Here is a 14,094-nt window from a genome sequence, read left to right as displayed (position 1 = left end):
TGGGCAATCAGGCGTCGGGATGTTTTTCATCGCGATGCTTCTCATCCGCTGGCTTGCGCAACAGATAGCCGCGCTGCGCCTTGCTGAGATCTTCCGGCGTCAGTTCCGGAAACGCGCCGCGCAGTTCGGCGGCGAGCATCGACAGCGCGCTTTCCTCGCCGGATTTCAGTTCCAGTTCCAGTTCGCTGATTTTCGCGCGACGCGTCTCGCCGTCGACATCCGCGGTGATGTCGCCCAGGTCCAGCGCCACTTCGATCTGCGAACCCTCGCGTTCGAGGTCCCACACGATGCGCCGGAAATCGGTCTTGAACAGCGCGATCAGTTCGGGCGCGGCGCGTTGCAGCGTCTCGCGCGCGGCTTCGTCGTCGCAGGCGTCGAGCAGCGCGTCGATCTGCAGCGCGTCACGCTCGACCGGCAGCTCCCATTCCTGACGGTTGCTCAAGCCCGCGACGCTCTTGCCCAGCGTCTTGTAGGTCTGCAGCCATTGCTCCGGCGTGCGGCGCAGGCGCAGCGCGGACTTGGCTTTCGCCAGCGCGCAGGCGGAGGTGTCGAAGTAGACGTTGGTCAGTTCGATCGGCCGGCCCGGGCCGGTGTGTTCGTCGAAGAAGCGTGCGACGTCATCATGCTGCGACGGCGCAAGCGCGAGTTTCAGTTCCCGTTCGATGCCCAAGGTCCGGTCCCGTCGATAGATTCAGAAAAACATGCGCGCGAGTTCCGCGCCAGGATCGTCGGCGCGCATGAACGCTTCGCCGACCAGGAAGGTATGCACGTGCATCGCGCGCAAGCGGTCGACATCAACACGCGACAGAATGCCCGACTCCGTCACGACGATGCGATCCTCCGGCACCATCTCCAGCATGCCGATGGTTGTCTCGATGCTCGTTTCGAAGGTGCGCAGGTTGCGGTTGTTGATGCCGATGAGCGGTGTCTTCAGCGTGAGCGCGTCGCGCAGTTCGTCGGCGTCGTGCACTTCGACCAGCACCGCGAGACCGAGCGAGTGCGCGTAGGCCTCGAGGTCCTGCATGTGCGATAGTTCGAGCGCGGCGGCGATCAGCAGGATGCAGTCCGCGCCCATCGCGCGCGCTTCCATGACCTGATACGGATCGACGATGAAGTCCTTGCGCAGTACCGGCAGACTGCACGCAGCGCGCGCTTCCTGCAGGTAGGCGACGCTGCCCTTGAAGAACTGCACGTCGGTGAGTACGGAGAGGCACGCGGCGCCGCCTTGCTCATAGGAACGCGCAATCTCCGCGGGCACGAAATGCTCGCGCAGCACGCCTTTCGATGGACTCGCCTTCTTCACTTCGGCGATGACCGCGGCCTGATTGGCCGCATGCTTCGCGCGCAGTGCGCCGACGAAGTCGCGCAGATCGCGCGACGTGGCTTCGAGCCGCAGCTCTTCCAGCGGCGCGCTGAGTTCCGCCGCGCGCACTTCCTCGCGCTTGACCGCGATGATGCGGTCCAGGATGTCACTCATGTTGGCTTCCTTTACTTCTTCGCAAACTGCTGCGTGAACTTGACGAGCGTGTCGATCTTCTCGCGCGCCGCGCCGCTCTCGATGGCCTCGCGCGCGGCGGCCATGCCGACTTCGATCGACTCGACGACATCGGCCGCATAGAGCGCCGTGCCGGCATTCAGCGTGACGATCTCGCGCGCGACGCCGGCCTTGTTGTTGAGCGCGCCGAGCAGCATGGCCTTCGATTCCTGCGCGTCCTGCACCTTCAGCGAACGGTTCGACACCATCTGCAGGCCGAAGTCCTCGGGATGAATTTCATACTCGGTCACTTCGCCGTTCTTCAGCTCGCCGACGCGCGTCGCGGCGCCAAGCGAGACTTCGTCCATGCCGTCCTTGCCGTACACGACGAGCACGTGCTTCGCGCCCAGGCGCTGCATCACGCGCACCTGGATGCCGACGAGGTCTTCATGGAACACGCCCTGGAGCTGGTTCGGCGCGCCGGCCGGATTGGTCAGCGGACCGAGGATGTTGAAGATGGTGCGTACGCCGAGTTCGCGGCGCACCGGCGCGATGTTCTTCATCGCCGGATGATGGTTGGGCGCGAACATGAAGCCCATGCCGGTCTCGGCAATCGATGCCGCCACCTGTTCCGGCGACAGGTCGATGTTCACGCCCAGCGCCTCGAGCACGTCGGCGCTGCCGGACTTGCTCGACACGCCGCGATTGCCGTGCTTCGCGACCTTCGCGCCGGCGGCCGCGGCCACGAACATCGACGCGGTGGAAATATTGAACGTGTGCGAACCGTCGCCGCCGGTGCCGACGATGTCGACGAAATTCGAGTTGTCCTCGACCTCGACGTGATTCGCGAACTCGCGCATCACGGTGGCGGCCGCGGCAATCTCGCCGATGGTTTCCTTCTTCACGCGCAAGCCGGTGATGATGGCGGCGGACATGACGGGCGACATCTCGCCGCGCATGATCTGGCGCATCAGATGCAGCATTTCGTCGTGAAAGATCTCGCGGTGCTCGATCGTGCGCTGCAGCGCTTCCTGTGCAGTAATGGTCATGTTGTCGAGCCTGTTCAAGCGCGTTGGCCGGATACGGCCGTGTGCTTCACGAAATTTTCGAGCAGCGCGTGGCCATGTTCCGACAGGATCGATTCCGGATGGAATTGCACACCTTCCACTTCGAGTTCACGGTGGCGCACGCCCATGATCTCGCCGTCCGGCGTCCACGCGGACACTTCCAGACAGTCGGGCAGGGATTCGCGTTCGATGGCCAGCGAGTGATAGCGCGTCACGTTGAAGTGTTTGGGCAAGTCGGCGAACACGCCTTTACAGTCCGTCTCGATCTGGCTCACCTTGCCGTGCATGATGGTCTGCGCGCGCACGACGCGTCCGCCGAATGCCTCGCCGATCGCCTGATGGCCGAGGCACACGCCGAGAATGGGCAGCTTGCCGGAGAATTCGCGCAGCACGTCGAGCGTGATGCCCGCATGTTGCGGATTGCTCGGTCCCGGCGAGAGGCAGATGCGCTCGGGCGCGAGCTTCGCGATTTCATCGAGCGTGATCTCGTCGTTGCGGAACGTGCGCACGTCTTCGCCGAGTTCGCCGAAGTACTGGACCAGGTTGTAGGTGAAGGAATCGTAGTTGTCGATCATCAGCAGCATGGTCTTGTCTCCTCAGAAGTCGCTGTCGAGGCCGTCTTGCACTTGCTCGGCGGCGCGGAGCACGGCGCGCGCCTTGTTCTCCGTTTCTTGCCATTCGGATTCGGGCACCGAATCGGCGACGACACCCGCTGCAGCCTGCACGTACAGGTTGCCCTTGTGGATGACGCCGGTGCGGATCGCGATGGCCAGATCCATTTCGCCGCTGAACGACAGATAACCGACCGCGCCGCCATACAGCCCGCGCTTGACGGGTTCGAGCTCGTCGATCAGTTGCATCGCGCGGACCTTCGGGGCGCCGGACAGCGTGCCGGCGGGGAAGGTGGCGCGCAGCACGTCGAAGTTGTTCATGCCGTGCTTGAGCTTGCCTTCGACCGAACTCACGATGTGCTGCACGTGCGAGTACTTTTCGATGACCAGTTTGTCCGTCACCGTGACCGAGCCCGTCTGAGCGATCCGGCCGACGTCGTTGCGCGCGAGGTCGATCAGCATCACGTGCTCGGCGACTTCCTTGGGATCGTTCAGCAGTTCGGTCGCGAGTTCGGCGTCGCGCTCGGGCGTGTTGCCGCGCGGACGCGTGCCGGCGAGCGGGCGGATGGTGACGATGTGATCGTCGGCGCGCTTTTCCTGGCGCACCAGGATTTCCGGCGACGCACCCACCACATGCACTTCGCCGCCGAAGTTGTAGTAGTACATGTACGGCGACGGATTCAGCGAGCGCAGCGCGCGATACAGCGACAGCGGATTGTCCCGGAACGGCTTGGTCAGGCGCTGGCCGACCTGCACCTGCATCAGTTCGCCCGCCGCGATGTACTCCTTCGCGCGCCGCACGGCGTTCAGGTAATCGTCCTTCTTGAACTCGCGGAAGGTTTCGGTGCGCACGCTGGCCGACGTCACCGGCGGCTGCACCGTCGCACGCAGACGCGCACGCAGTTCGCGCAGGCGCTGCTTCGCGCGGGCGTAGGCTTCGGGGCGGGTCGGGTCTGCGTAGACGATCAGATAAAGCTTGCCCGCGAGATTGTCGATGACCGCGACTTCCTCGGTCAGCAACAACTGGATGTCGGGGAGATTGAGATCGTCTGGGGGCGCGGTGTCGGCGAGCTTCTTCTCGATGTAGCGCACCGCGTCATAACCAAAATAGCCGGCCAGGCCGCCGCAGAAGCGCGGCAGGCCCGGACGGGTCGCCACCTTGAAACGCTTCTGGTAAGTCTCGATGAACGCCAGCGGATCGCCTTCATCCGTCTCGACGACGTTGCCGTCGGTGAGCACTTGCGACTTGCCGTTCTGCACGGTGAGGATGGTGCGCGCCGGCAGGCCGATGAACGAGTAACGTCCGAAGCGCTCGCCGCCCACGACGGATTCGAGCAGGAACGAGTTCGCGCCATTGCGCTCGGGCTGCGCGAGTTTTAGATAAAGAGAGAGCGGAGTTTCGAGGTCGGCGAGGGCTTCGGCGATCAGCGGAATGCGGTTATAGCCTTCGTTCGCCAGCGATTGGAATTCGAGTTCGGTCATGTTGCGATCCTTTGCGTGCCGGGCGGGGTTCGGGAGGCGCGGCATCGGGGAAAAGCGGGCGCTGCGGGCGGTCGTTTCCCGTGATCATCGCATACGGCGACCTTGCCGCTTCGACGAGGCGAAGCGGCTCCGGGCGAATCATTCACGCGGGACGCGCGAACGAAGTTCGGCTCGATGCGCGGTGTGCGCAAGATGCACGTAATACGGTTCGACAGAAACGGCGCGGAAGTGCGCAGCGAAACAAAAAACGGATGCTGAAGCGGATGCGGCAGGGAGCGACATGGCTTCAGCGTACCTCGGGCGAGGTTAGCGCGACCAGCGACGCCAGGGCCAGGCTCCCCGGTCGATGCTGCTCAGACTCCGTTTTCTGTTGAGAAACATGATGGATGGACTTATTCAGTCAGGGTGGTATCCGGCGGCGCCAAGGTGGCGGCTATCGCCAGTGCTGCCGTGCGCAGCGAGGAGACTATACCATCGGACTTCACCGATTGCACAGGCTTGCCATGATTGTAGCCGTACGGAACCGTCAAGGTTGCGAGGCCTGCCGCACGGCCCGCGAGAGCATCGTTCTCGGAGTCGCCGACGGCCACGGTTTCGCGCGTCAGCACGTCGAGGCGTTCGCAGGCGGTGATCATCGGCAGGGGATCCGGTTTCTTCGCGGGCAGTGAGTCGCCGCCGAGAATCACCCTGAAGTAATCCGCGAGGCCGAAGTGCGCGAGCAGTTCCACGGCGAAGCGATGCGGCTTGTTGGTCACGCAGGCAAGCGCGATGCCGAGCTCGCGCATGGCATCGAGCCCTTCCCGCACTTCCGGAAACAGCGTCGAATGCTTGCCGTTGACCTTCGCGTATTCGCTCTGATAGATGGCGAGGGCGTCGTCGAACTGGGCAACCGCCTGCGAGTGCGGCAGCCGCGCCGCGAGCACGCTGCGAATCAGGTTCTCCGAACCCTTGCCGACGTAGTCCGTGACTTCGGCGCGCGTGACCGGCTGATCCACCGCGATGCGCGCGAGCATCGCGTTCAGCGCGGCGACGAAGTCGTCCGCGGTGTCGACCATGGTGCCGTCGAGATCGATGATGGCGGCCCGGATGGGCCGGTTCACGAAGGGCGCCTGCGCCGCTGCTGTGTCGCTCATGCCTGTGCTCCCGCCTTGGCGAGTTCGGCGCGCATGGCGTCGATGACCTGCTTGTAGTCGTGCTTGCCGAAGATGGCCGAGCCCGCGACGAACGTATCCGCGCCGGCCGCGGCGATTTCCGCAATGTTGTCGATCTTCACGCCGCCGTCGATTTCCAGATGGATCGTGCGGCCTGTGCGCTCGCGATAGGCGTCGATGCGCTTGCGTGCTTCACGCAGCTTGACGAGTGCCTCGGGAATGAACGACTGGCCGCCGAAGCCCGGGTTGACCGACATGATGAGCACGAGATCGAGCTTGTCCATCACGTAGTCGAGATAGTTGAGCGGCGTGGCCGGATTGAACACGAGGCCGGCCTTGCAGCCGTGATCGCGGATCAGCGAGAGCGTCCGGTCGATGTGAACCGACCCTTCCGGATGGAAGCTGATGACGTTGGCGCCGGCCTTGGCGAAATCGGGCACGATGCGGTCGACCGGCTCGACCATCAGATGCACGTCGATGGGCACGTCGACGTGCGGGCGGATGGCCTCGCACACCATCGGGCCGATGGTCAGGTTCGGGACGAAGTGGTTATCCATGACGTCGAAGTGAATCCAGTCGGCGCCGGCGGCGACGACGTTGCGGACTTCCTCGCCGAGGCGGGAGAAATCCGCCGACAGGATGCTGGGAGCGATATGAAATGGCGCCATGGACGTATGAAGAGAAGTAGCGACTTGGAAGCGTGATTTTAACTCGCGTTGTTCAAACGAGTCCTTCGTCCGAACGGCTTAAGCCGAATGCGCAAAATGCATGAATGTGGCGTCGCGGCGCCGTGCGTGTTGCGGGCACGCCGCGCATCAAGCAGAATGCCAGACCAATGGCGGCGCGGCTGCGCGCCGTTTCCCGGATCTGGCCGCGGCGCAGCGGCCGGTCGCTCGGTCGAAGCATTCATCGACCTGTCACTGGAATCACGATGGCTCAGTACGAATTCAGCGTATCCGTGGAGACGCGGTATCTGCCGGAGCAGTCGGACCCCGACAGCCGGCAGTACGCTTTTGCCTACACGCTGACGATTCGCAATACCGGCGAGGTCGCGGCGCAATTGATCTCGCGTCACTGGATCATCACCGACAGCAACGATCACGTGCAGGAAGTGAAGGGGCTCGGCGTGGTCGGACACCAGCCACTGCTGCCTCCGGGCGAGCAGTTCGAATACACGAGCTGGGCGGTGATCGCCACGCCGGTCGGCACGATGCGCGGTGAGTATTTCTGCGTGGCGGAAGACGGTGAGCGCTTCGAGGCGCCGGTGGCGGAATTCGCGCTGCATATGCCGCGCACGCTTCATTGAGCGTCGCCCGCGAAGTCGCTTCAGGGCACGGCGGCCAGGTTCAACGCCGCTTCGCCGGGTCGTTGGTGCGGTTCTGGTGCTTTTTCTTGCCTGACGCCGTCCATACGACGATGAAAATCAGCAGGCCAAGCGCCACGAGCGACTCGAGCGCGAAAATAAGCATCGGGTATTCGTCGAACAGATCAGACATGGTGGTTCCCATCAAGAACGAGCATTGTAGGGGTTTCTCGCGGACAGCCGCGCAGGCAGCCACACGGGCAGCTACACGGGCAGCTACACGGGCAGCGGCCTGGGCCGCATCGATCGCAACCGCTGTCCTGCTTGCCTCGTGCGGCGGCGGCAGTTATGTGAAGCCCGGTCCCACCACGGCGACGGGCACGCCCATCGTCCCGGGCCAGCGTGCCGCGTCGCGCCTCACGCCGGTGAGCTGGCAGCAGGTGCCGGGCTGGCAGGACGATTCACTGATCGGCGCCACGGCGGCACTGCGTCAGAACTGCAGCCGGCTTGCGCGTCAGGCTGGCTGGCAGAAGGCCTGCGCGGCGGCGCAGCAGCTCGACGACCTCGACATGTCGGCGGCGCGCAGTTTCTTCGAAGCCTATTTCACGCCATTCCAGCTCGCCAATAACGACGGCACGCTCGACGGGCTCGTGACCGGCTATTACGAGCCCTTGCTGCGCGGCTCGCGCACGCGTCACGGGCCGTATCAGTACGCGCTGTATCGCTGGCCGTATCGCTACAAGGCGGGCTCGGCGCTGCCGCCGCGCGCGCAGCTCGAACGTTCGGGCGTGTTGAACGGCAACGAACTGGTATGGGTCGACGATCCAATCGAAGCGTTCTTCCTGCAAGTGCAGGGCTCGGGGCGGGTGACGATGGAAGACGGCAGCGTGATGCGCGTCGGCTTCGGCGGCACCAATAATCAGCCGTACCGGTCGATCGGCAGGGAGTTACTCGATCGCGGCGAACTGACGCCTGCGCAGGCCACCATGCAGGGCATCAAGGCGTGGGCCAAAGCCAATCCGGCACGGGTCGATGCTCTCCTCGACGTGAATCCGCGCTTCGTCTTCTTCCGCGAAATGCCTTCGAACGAGGCGATGGCCGCGAGCCTTGGCGACGGTCCGATCGGCGCGCTGGGTGTGCCGCTGACGCCGGAACGTTCGATCGCGGTGGATCCTTCGGCGATTCCGCTCGGCACGCCGGTGTTCCTGCAGACGACGCGTCCGCTGAGCAACCAGCCGATGAACCGTCTCGTGTTCGCGCAGGACACGGGCTCGGCGATCAAGGGCGGCGTGCGCGCCGACTATTTCTGGGGTCTGGGCGACGACGCCGGCGATCTCGCGGGACGCATGAAGCAGGGCGGCCGCATGTGGCTGCTCATGCCGAACTCCTGACCGCGGCCTGGCGCAGCGGTTGATGAAAAGCTCGCGGCTTCTGGGTCCGCGAGCTTTTTTTTCATGCGTTCACGTCAGGTTCCTGCGATCGACCACGCGCCGCGCCTTGCCGACCGACCGTTCGATGCCGTTCACGCCGAGCACGTTGATCACTGCGCTGACGCCGATCATTGCCTTGATGTCATAGGCGAGCGCGGCCTTCGCCGTGTCGAGCGCGCCCAGGTCCGGCGCCGATTCGGGGCAGGGTTCGACGTTCAGGGTCAGCACGTCGAGCGGTCCTTCCTTGGTCAGCACGATTTGGTAGTGCGGCGCGAGCACGGGACGCTTCAGCAGCAGTTCCTCGATCTGCGTGGGGAAGACGTTGACGCCGCGCACGATCATCATGTCGTCGGAGCGGCCGGTGATTTTCTCCATGCGGCGCATTGTGCGCGCCGTGCCGGGCAGCAGCCGCGTCAGGTCGCGCGTGCGATAGCGGATGATCGGCAGTGCTTCCTTCGTGAGCGACGTGAAGACGAGTTCGCCGAATTCACCATCGGGCAGCACTTCGCCCGTATCGGGATCGATGATCTCGGGGTAGAAGTGGTCCTCCCAGATGGTCGGACCGTCCTTCGTCTCGGCGCACTCCGACGCCACGCCAGGTCCCATCACTTCGGAAAGACCATAGATATCGACGGCATCGATGCCCATGCGCGTCTCGATGGCGCGGCGCATGTCGTTCGTCCACGGCTCGGCACCAAAGATGCCGATGCGCAGCGAGCAGTTCGCCGGCTCGATGCCCTGGCGTTCGAGTTCGTCCGCTATCGACAGCATGTAGCTCGGGGTGACCATGATGATGTCGGGGCGGAAGTCCTGGATCAGCTGGACCTGCTTTTCCGTCTGGCCGCCGCCGAACGGTATGACGGTGAGACCCGCGCGTTCCGCGCCGTAGTGCGCGCCGAGACCGCCGGTGAAGAGCCCGTAGCCGTAGCTCACGTGAACTTTGTCGCCGCGCCGCGCGCCGGCCGCGCGAATGGAGCGCGCGACGAGATTCGCCCAGTTGTCGAGATCCTGCGCCGTGTAGCCGACCACCGTGGGCTTGCCTGTTGTGCCGGAGGAAGCGTGAATGCGCGACACGCGTTCTTGCGGCACCGCGAACATGCCGAAGGGATAGTTGTCGCGCAGATCTTTCTTCGTCGTGAACGGGAAGCGCGCGAGATCGGCCAGCGACGTGACTTCGTCGGGATGCACTCCGGCTTCATCGAACTTGCGCCGGTACACCGGCGAATTTTCGTAGGCGTGCTTGAGCGTCCATTTGAGGCCCTCGAGCTGCAGCGCGACGAGTTCGTCGCGGCTCGCCTTCTCGATCGGCTCGAGCGGCAGCGGTGCGTTCATTGCTGTCTCCTTGATGCTGACTGTGCGGTGCGGCTTGATATCCCCGTCCGCTTTCATGAATGAGTTCGGTCAGACGGGTATGACGGTGCCCTTGATCTGCGCGGACTTGCCGCGGAACAGCGCGACCGGCTCGCCTTCGCGGTTCGTCACGCGGATGTCGTAGATGCCGGTGCGCCCGCTCAACGTCTGCTCGACGGCTTCGGCAGTGAGACGATCGCCGCCTCGGACGGGACGCAGGAACTCGATCGAACAACCCGCCGCGACGGTGCTGATGTTGTACGAGTTGCACGCGAAGGCGAACGCGGAATCCGCCAGCGTGAACATCAGGCCGCCGTGACAGATGGCGTGGCCGTTGAGGAAGTCGGCCCGCACATCCATTTGCAGGCGCGCATAGCCCGGCCGCACTTCGATCAATTCGATGCCGAGCGCGCGCGAGCAGGCGTCGGCTTCGTACATGGAGCGGGCGGTGGCTTCGGCGAGTTCTTGAGGTGTCACAGGGTTCTCCGTGTCTGCTGATGCGTGCGCTTACAGCCCTTCGAAGCGCGGCGCGCGCTTCTCCTTGAACGCGGCGACGCCTTCGATGTAGTCGTGCGATGCGCCGAGCGTGCGTTGCAGATCGCGTTCGAGGTCGAGCTGCTGCTCGAATGTCCGGGTGGCGCTGGCACGCATGGCCTGCTTGATCGCGGTCACGGCGCGGGCAGGCTGCTGGGCGAGCTGAGCGGCAAGCTGGGCTGCGGCCTGCTGCAGTTCGCTGTCTTCGACGACGCGCCAGACGATGCCCCACGCTTCCGCCTTCTCCGCGCCGAGCTTTTCGCCGGTGAGCGCGAGGCCGAGCGCACGGGCTTCGCCGACGCGGCGCGGGAGGAGCCAGGTGCCGCCCGAATCGGGCACGAGCCCGATCTTCACGAACGCCTGGATGAAGCTCGCCGAACGGGCCGCGATCACGAGGTCGCAAGCCATGGCGAGATTGGCGCCCGCGCCCGCGGCGGTGCCGTTCACCGCAGCGATGATCGGCAGCGGCGATGCCTGCAAGCGACGCACCAGCGGGTTGAAGTGGGCATCGATCAGATCACCGAGGTCCGACATGGCGCCTGGCGTGAAGTCGAGGTCGGCCAGGTCCTGACCCGCGCAAAACCCGCGGCCCGCGCCGGTGATGATGAGCGCGCGCGCAGAGCTCGCTTCGATTTCGGTGAGCGCCTGATTCAGCTCGCGATGCATCTCGCGCGTGAAGCTGTTCAGCTTGTCGGGACGATTGAGCGTCACGGTTGCGACGCGTGTTTCGCCATCGACATGGAACAACACGGATTTTTCGGACATGGATTCTCCTCTGTCGCCGATGCTTGCCGCAGCGGCGCGTGGCGGGTTCGTTTCGTTACCGTTCCGATACTAGCCGCGCGCCGCGCCGCTTTCCATTAGGCCGAATGGCATAGGCCGCTTGCACCCGGCAGCGGGTGCAGTCGGCATTGTGCGGTTTGTGTCGCGCGGCTTAGGCCGTCTGGACGACTTCCGCCGGCGCGGCCTTCGGCGCAACATGGACCCGGCTTTGCACCACACGGAAGCGGTTCGCCACGAAAGCGGCGTCCGAGAGCGCGGCGTTGGCTGCCGGGTTCGCGCCCGTGCCGTGAAAGTCGGAGAACGCGGCGGTCTGGTTGACGAAGACTCCGCCGGTCAGGTTGATCGAGAGCGCCACGCCGCCCTGGATGGCCGCTTCGTGAGCAGCGTCGATCACCTTGTCGTCGGTGCTGTAGACCGAGAGCGTCAACGCGCCGTGTTCGTGTGCGATGGCGCCGGCCAGTTCGAGCGACTGCGCGGTCGAATCGGTGGCGACAACAAACGAGATCGGACCGAACCATTCACGGGTGAACTTGGCGTTGTCCGTCCGGGCGTCGAGCTTGAGCATCAGCGGCGTATGCACGCGCGCTTGCGGGAAGCTCGGGTGCGTGAGCGACTGGCTGTCGAGCAGCACGTCGCCGAGTTTGCGTACCTCGGCAATACGCTCCACGACACCCTCGTTCTGGATCGCGCCCGTCAGTTCGACGGCGCGCGCCGGGTCGGAAGTCAGCTTTTCGACGGCGCCTGCGAGCGTGCGGGCGACGTCGTCGAAGCTCAGCTGACCTTCGGCGGTGCGAATGCCGTCGCGCGGCACGTAGATGTTCTGCGGCGCCGTGCACATCTGGCCCGAGTAGAGCGCGAGCGAGAACGCGATATTGCGGGCGGCGGCCTTCATGTCGTCAAGCGAGTCGATGACGATCTGATTCACGCCCGCCTTCTCGGTATAGACCTGCGCCTGATGCGCATGGCGTTCGAGCCAGGTGCCGTTCTGCGTGCTGCCGGTGAAGTCGATGAGCTTGATTTCAGGGCGCACGGCGAGTTCCTGGACCAGCGCACCGTCGTTCGGTTCGGTGGCGAGCAGGGTCACGACGTTCGGATCGAAGCCCGCTTCGCGCAGCACGTCACGGGCGATGCGTACGGTGACCGCCAGCGGCAGGATCGCGCCCGGATGCGGTTTGACGATGACGGTGTTGCCGGTCGCGAGATCGGCGAACATGCCCGGATAGCCGTTCCAGGTCGGGAACGTGCAGCAGCCGAGTACGAGGCCGGTGCCGCGCGGAACGATAGCGAAGCGCTTTTGCATCGCCAGCGGCGGGTTCTTGCCTTGAGGCTTCTCCCAATATGCTTCGGCCGGAATGCGGCGCAGCTGGTCCCAGGCATAGACCACGGCTTCGAGCGCGCGGTCCTGGGCGTGCGGGCCGCCTGCCTGGAAGGACATCATGAATGCCTGGCCGGTCGTATGCATGACGCTATAGCCGATCTCGAAGCTCGCCCGGTTAAGGCGCGTAAGGATCTCGAGGCTCACGCCGACCCATGCGCGCGGTCCGGCGGCGCGCCAGGCGGCCTGCGCCTTCGAGGCTGCCTGGATGAGCGCGTCGGGGGAGGACTTCGGATAGCGGATATCGAGATCGATGCCGAACGGCGAACGCTCGCTTCCGACGGTCTCACCCGTCGAAGGCTGATCGAGTTCGAACGTCTTTCCGAGGTGCGCCTTGAACGCGGCTTCGCCCTCGGCATTGGCCGTTTCCCCGTACACTTTGGGGCTCGGCATTTCGGCAAACGGGCTCCAGTAGCCGCGCGTTTCAATGGCGGCGAGCGCCCGATCGAGCGTCGCTTCGTGCTTCGTGAATAGCGGATGTGTCATGGTCGCTTGAGGAGAACGGAGGAAGGCGCCGGGTTAAATAATTAACCGACCGGTTGGTTGGTAATGTTAGCATCATCGGGTTGGGGGGTGACGAACTGTTTTCATTAGGGCTTACCTGAGGATCGCAAGGAGAAGCGAATGGCATACGAGAATCTGCTGGTCGAGACGCGTGATCGCGTCGGACTTATCACGCTGCACCGTCCGAAGGCGCTGAACGCGTTGAACGACGCGCTGATGAACGAGCTGGGAAGTGCGTTGAAGGCATTCGACGCCGACGAGAACATTGGCGCGATCGTTCTGACCGGCAGCGAGAAGGCGTTCGCTGCGGGGGCGGATATCGGCATGATGGCCGGCTATTCCTATATGGACGTCTACAAGGGCGACTACATCACGCGTAACTGGGAGGCCATCCGCTCCATTCGCAAACCGGTGATTGCGGCCGTGGCGGGATTTGCGCTGGGAGGCGGTTGCGAACTCGCGATGATGTGCGACATCGTCATCGCCGCCGACACCGCCAAGTTCGGCCAGCCGGAAATCAAGCTCGGCGTGATTCCGGGCGCGGGCGGGACGCAGCGTCTGCCGCGCGCCGTGTCGAAGGCCAAGGCGATGGACATGTGCCTCACCGCGCGCATGATGGACGCGAACGAAGCTGAGCGTGCAGGTCTGGTGTCGCGTGTTGTCGGCGCGGATCGACTTCTCGACGAAGCCATCGAGGCCGCTACGATCATTGCCGGCTTCTCTCTGCCTGCCGTGATGATGGCCAAGGAAGCTGTCAACCGCGCCTACGAGACGACGCTCTCCGAGGGTGTGCATTTCGAGCGGCGCCTGTTCCATTCGCTTTTTGCGACGGAAGATCAGAAAGAGGGGATGGCGGCGTTCGTCGAGAAGCGGAAGCCTGTGTTCAAGCATCGGTGATGGCGCATCGAAAAGTGCTTGCGCTTCTCGATCCGGGTCACTAGAATTCCGTTCCTTCGCGATTCGATGAACGCGAAGGGAGCGGGAAAGACGGGTTGGACGTCGCGTTGTGGGGCAGGTAGTTGAATGCACC

The 14,094-nt window shown here is 64.3% G+C and carries 14 protein-coding genes; 3 read left to right on the top strand and 11 right to left on the bottom strand.

From position 1 onward, the window contains the following. Positions 1–7: 7 nt before the first annotated feature. The 7 genes from QCE83_RS11980 to rpe all read right to left on the bottom strand — a co-directional run bounded on the left by QCE83_RS11980 (position 8) and on the right by rpe (position 6,453). Positions 8–670, bottom strand: coding sequence for a CYTH domain-containing protein (locus tag QCE83_RS11980; RefSeq protein ID WP_309810079.1), 663 nt, complete (start codon positions 668–670; stop codon positions 8–10). 21 nt (positions 671–691) lie between these two features. Further along, positions 692–1,477: an indole-3-glycerol phosphate synthase TrpC gene (gene trpC, locus QCE83_RS11975; protein WP_309810076.1), complete on the bottom strand. Its 786-nt coding sequence runs from the start codon at positions 1,475–1,477 to the stop codon at positions 692–694. Between the two features lie 11 nt (positions 1,478–1,488). After that, positions 1,489–2,523, bottom strand: a complete 1,035-nt coding sequence (gene trpD / locus QCE83_RS11970; protein WP_309810074.1) for an anthranilate phosphoribosyltransferase — start codon at positions 2,521–2,523, stop codon at positions 1,489–1,491. 14 nt (positions 2,524–2,537) lie between these two features. Next, positions 2,538–3,125: an aminodeoxychorismate/anthranilate synthase component II gene (locus QCE83_RS11965; RefSeq protein WP_309810071.1), complete on the bottom strand. Its 588-nt coding sequence runs from the start codon at positions 3,123–3,125 to the stop codon at positions 2,538–2,540. Positions 3,126–3,137: 12 nt separating this feature from the next. Next, the gene (gene trpE / locus QCE83_RS11960; RefSeq protein ID WP_309810068.1) at positions 3,138–4,634 is read right to left on the bottom strand and encodes an anthranilate synthase component I; all 1,497 of its coding nucleotides are present in this window, start codon (positions 4,632–4,634) and stop codon (positions 3,138–3,140) included. Between the two features lie 392 nt (positions 4,635–5,026). Beyond that, a complete protein-coding gene (locus tag QCE83_RS11955) occupies positions 5,027–5,767 on the bottom strand; it encodes a phosphoglycolate phosphatase (RefSeq protein ID WP_309810065.1) in 741 nt (246 codons plus the stop codon). After that, positions 5,764–6,453, bottom strand: a complete 690-nt coding sequence (gene rpe / locus QCE83_RS11950; RefSeq protein ID WP_309810063.1) for a ribulose-phosphate 3-epimerase — start codon at positions 6,451–6,453, stop codon at positions 5,764–5,766. The genes QCE83_RS11955 and rpe overlap by 4 nt, the downstream gene beginning before the upstream one ends. 263 nt (positions 6,454–6,716) lie before the next feature. Between rpe and apaG the strand changes: the two genes are divergently transcribed. Both apaG and QCE83_RS11940 read left to right on the top strand, forming a co-directional pair. After that, positions 6,717–7,091: a Co2+/Mg2+ efflux protein ApaG gene (gene apaG / locus QCE83_RS11945; protein ID WP_309810061.1), complete on the top strand. Its 375-nt coding sequence runs from the start codon at positions 6,717–6,719 to the stop codon at positions 7,089–7,091. A 110-nt stretch (positions 7,092–7,201) separates the two neighbouring features. Further along, positions 7,202–8,479, top strand: a complete 1,278-nt coding sequence (locus tag QCE83_RS11940) for an MltA domain-containing protein (protein WP_309810059.1) — start codon at positions 7,202–7,204, stop codon at positions 8,477–8,479. Between the two features lie 69 nt (positions 8,480–8,548). Here the strand turns inward: QCE83_RS11940 and paaK are convergent, their stop codons facing one another. The 4 genes from paaK to paaN all read right to left on the bottom strand — a co-directional run bounded on the left by paaK (position 8,549) and on the right by paaN (position 13,046). Next, positions 8,549–9,850: a phenylacetate--CoA ligase PaaK gene (paaK, locus tag QCE83_RS11935; RefSeq protein WP_309810056.1), complete on the bottom strand. Its 1,302-nt coding sequence runs from the start codon at positions 9,848–9,850 to the stop codon at positions 8,549–8,551. 69 nt (positions 9,851–9,919) lie between these two features. After that, entirely contained in the window at positions 9,920–10,306 is a 387-nt protein-coding gene (gene paaI, locus QCE83_RS11930) for a hydroxyphenylacetyl-CoA thioesterase PaaI (RefSeq protein ID WP_309811686.1), read from the bottom strand. A 69-nt stretch (positions 10,307–10,375) separates the two neighbouring features. Next, positions 10,376–11,167, bottom strand: a complete 792-nt coding sequence (paaG, locus tag QCE83_RS11925) for a 2-(1,2-epoxy-1,2-dihydrophenyl)acetyl-CoA isomerase PaaG (RefSeq protein WP_309810053.1) — start codon at positions 11,165–11,167, stop codon at positions 10,376–10,378. A gap of 169 nt (positions 11,168–11,336) precedes the next feature. After that, on the bottom strand, positions 11,337–13,046 hold the full coding sequence (gene paaN, locus QCE83_RS11920; RefSeq protein ID WP_309810050.1) for a phenylacetic acid degradation protein PaaN: 1,710 nt from the start codon (positions 13,044–13,046) through the stop codon (positions 11,337–11,339). Between the two features lie 138 nt (positions 13,047–13,184). On the opposite strand from paaN, the gene QCE83_RS11915 reads away from it, so the two are divergent. Further along, a complete protein-coding gene (locus QCE83_RS11915; RefSeq protein WP_309810047.1) occupies positions 13,185–13,961 on the top strand; it encodes an enoyl-CoA hydratase in 777 nt (258 codons plus the stop codon). Positions 13,962–14,094: the final 133 nt, after the last annotated feature.

The sequence above is a fragment of the Caballeronia sp. LZ034LL genome (assembly GCF_031451215.1).
GTDB lineage: Bacteria > Pseudomonadota > Gammaproteobacteria > Burkholderiales > Burkholderiaceae > Caballeronia.
This window is presented reverse-complemented; position numbering and strand designations above follow the sequence as displayed.

What these genes read in the sequence shown, in the direction of transcription:
- trpC (WP_309810076.1), bottom strand. Translation starts at nt 1,477, where the DNA reads ATGAGTGACATCCTGGACCGCATCATCGCGGTCAAGCGCGAGGAAGTG.
- trpD (WP_309810074.1), bottom strand. Translation starts at nt 2,523, where the DNA reads ATGACCATTACTGCACAGGAAGCGCTGCAGCGCACGATCGAGCACCGC.
- QCE83_RS11965 (WP_309810071.1), bottom strand. Translation starts at nt 3,125, where the DNA reads ATGCTGCTGATGATCGACAACTACGATTCCTTCACCTACAACCTGGTC.
- trpE (WP_309810068.1), bottom strand. Translation starts at nt 4,634, where the DNA reads ATGACCGAACTCGAATTCCAATCGCTGGCGAACGAAGGCTATAACCGC.
- QCE83_RS11955 (WP_309810065.1), bottom strand. Translation starts at nt 5,767, where the DNA reads ATGAGCGACACAGCAGCGGCGCAGGCGCCCTTCGTGAACCGGCCCATC.
- rpe (WP_309810063.1), bottom strand. Translation starts at nt 6,453, where the DNA reads ATGGCGCCATTTCATATCGCTCCCAGCATCCTGTCGGCGGATTTCTCC.
- apaG (WP_309810061.1), top strand. Translation starts at nt 6,717, where the DNA reads ATGGCTCAGTACGAATTCAGCGTATCCGTGGAGACGCGGTATCTGCCG.
- QCE83_RS11940 (WP_309810059.1), top strand. Translation starts at nt 7,202, where the DNA reads ATGAAAATCAGCAGGCCAAGCGCCACGAGCGACTCGAGCGCGAAAATA.
- paaK (WP_309810056.1), bottom strand. Translation starts at nt 9,850, where the DNA reads ATGAACGCACCGCTGCCGCTCGAGCCGATCGAGAAGGCGAGCCGCGAC.
- paaI (WP_309811686.1), bottom strand. Translation starts at nt 10,306, where the DNA reads ATGTACGAAGCCGACGCCTGCTCGCGCGCGCTCGGCATCGAATTGATC.
- paaG (WP_309810053.1), bottom strand. Translation starts at nt 11,167, where the DNA reads ATGTCCGAAAAATCCGTGTTGTTCCATGTCGATGGCGAAACACGCGTC.
- paaN (WP_309810050.1), bottom strand. Translation starts at nt 13,046, where the DNA reads ATGACACATCCGCTATTCACGAAGCACGAAGCGACGCTCGATCGGGCG.
- QCE83_RS11915 (WP_309810047.1), top strand. Translation starts at nt 13,185, where the DNA reads ATGGCATACGAGAATCTGCTGGTCGAGACGCGTGATCGCGTCGGACTT.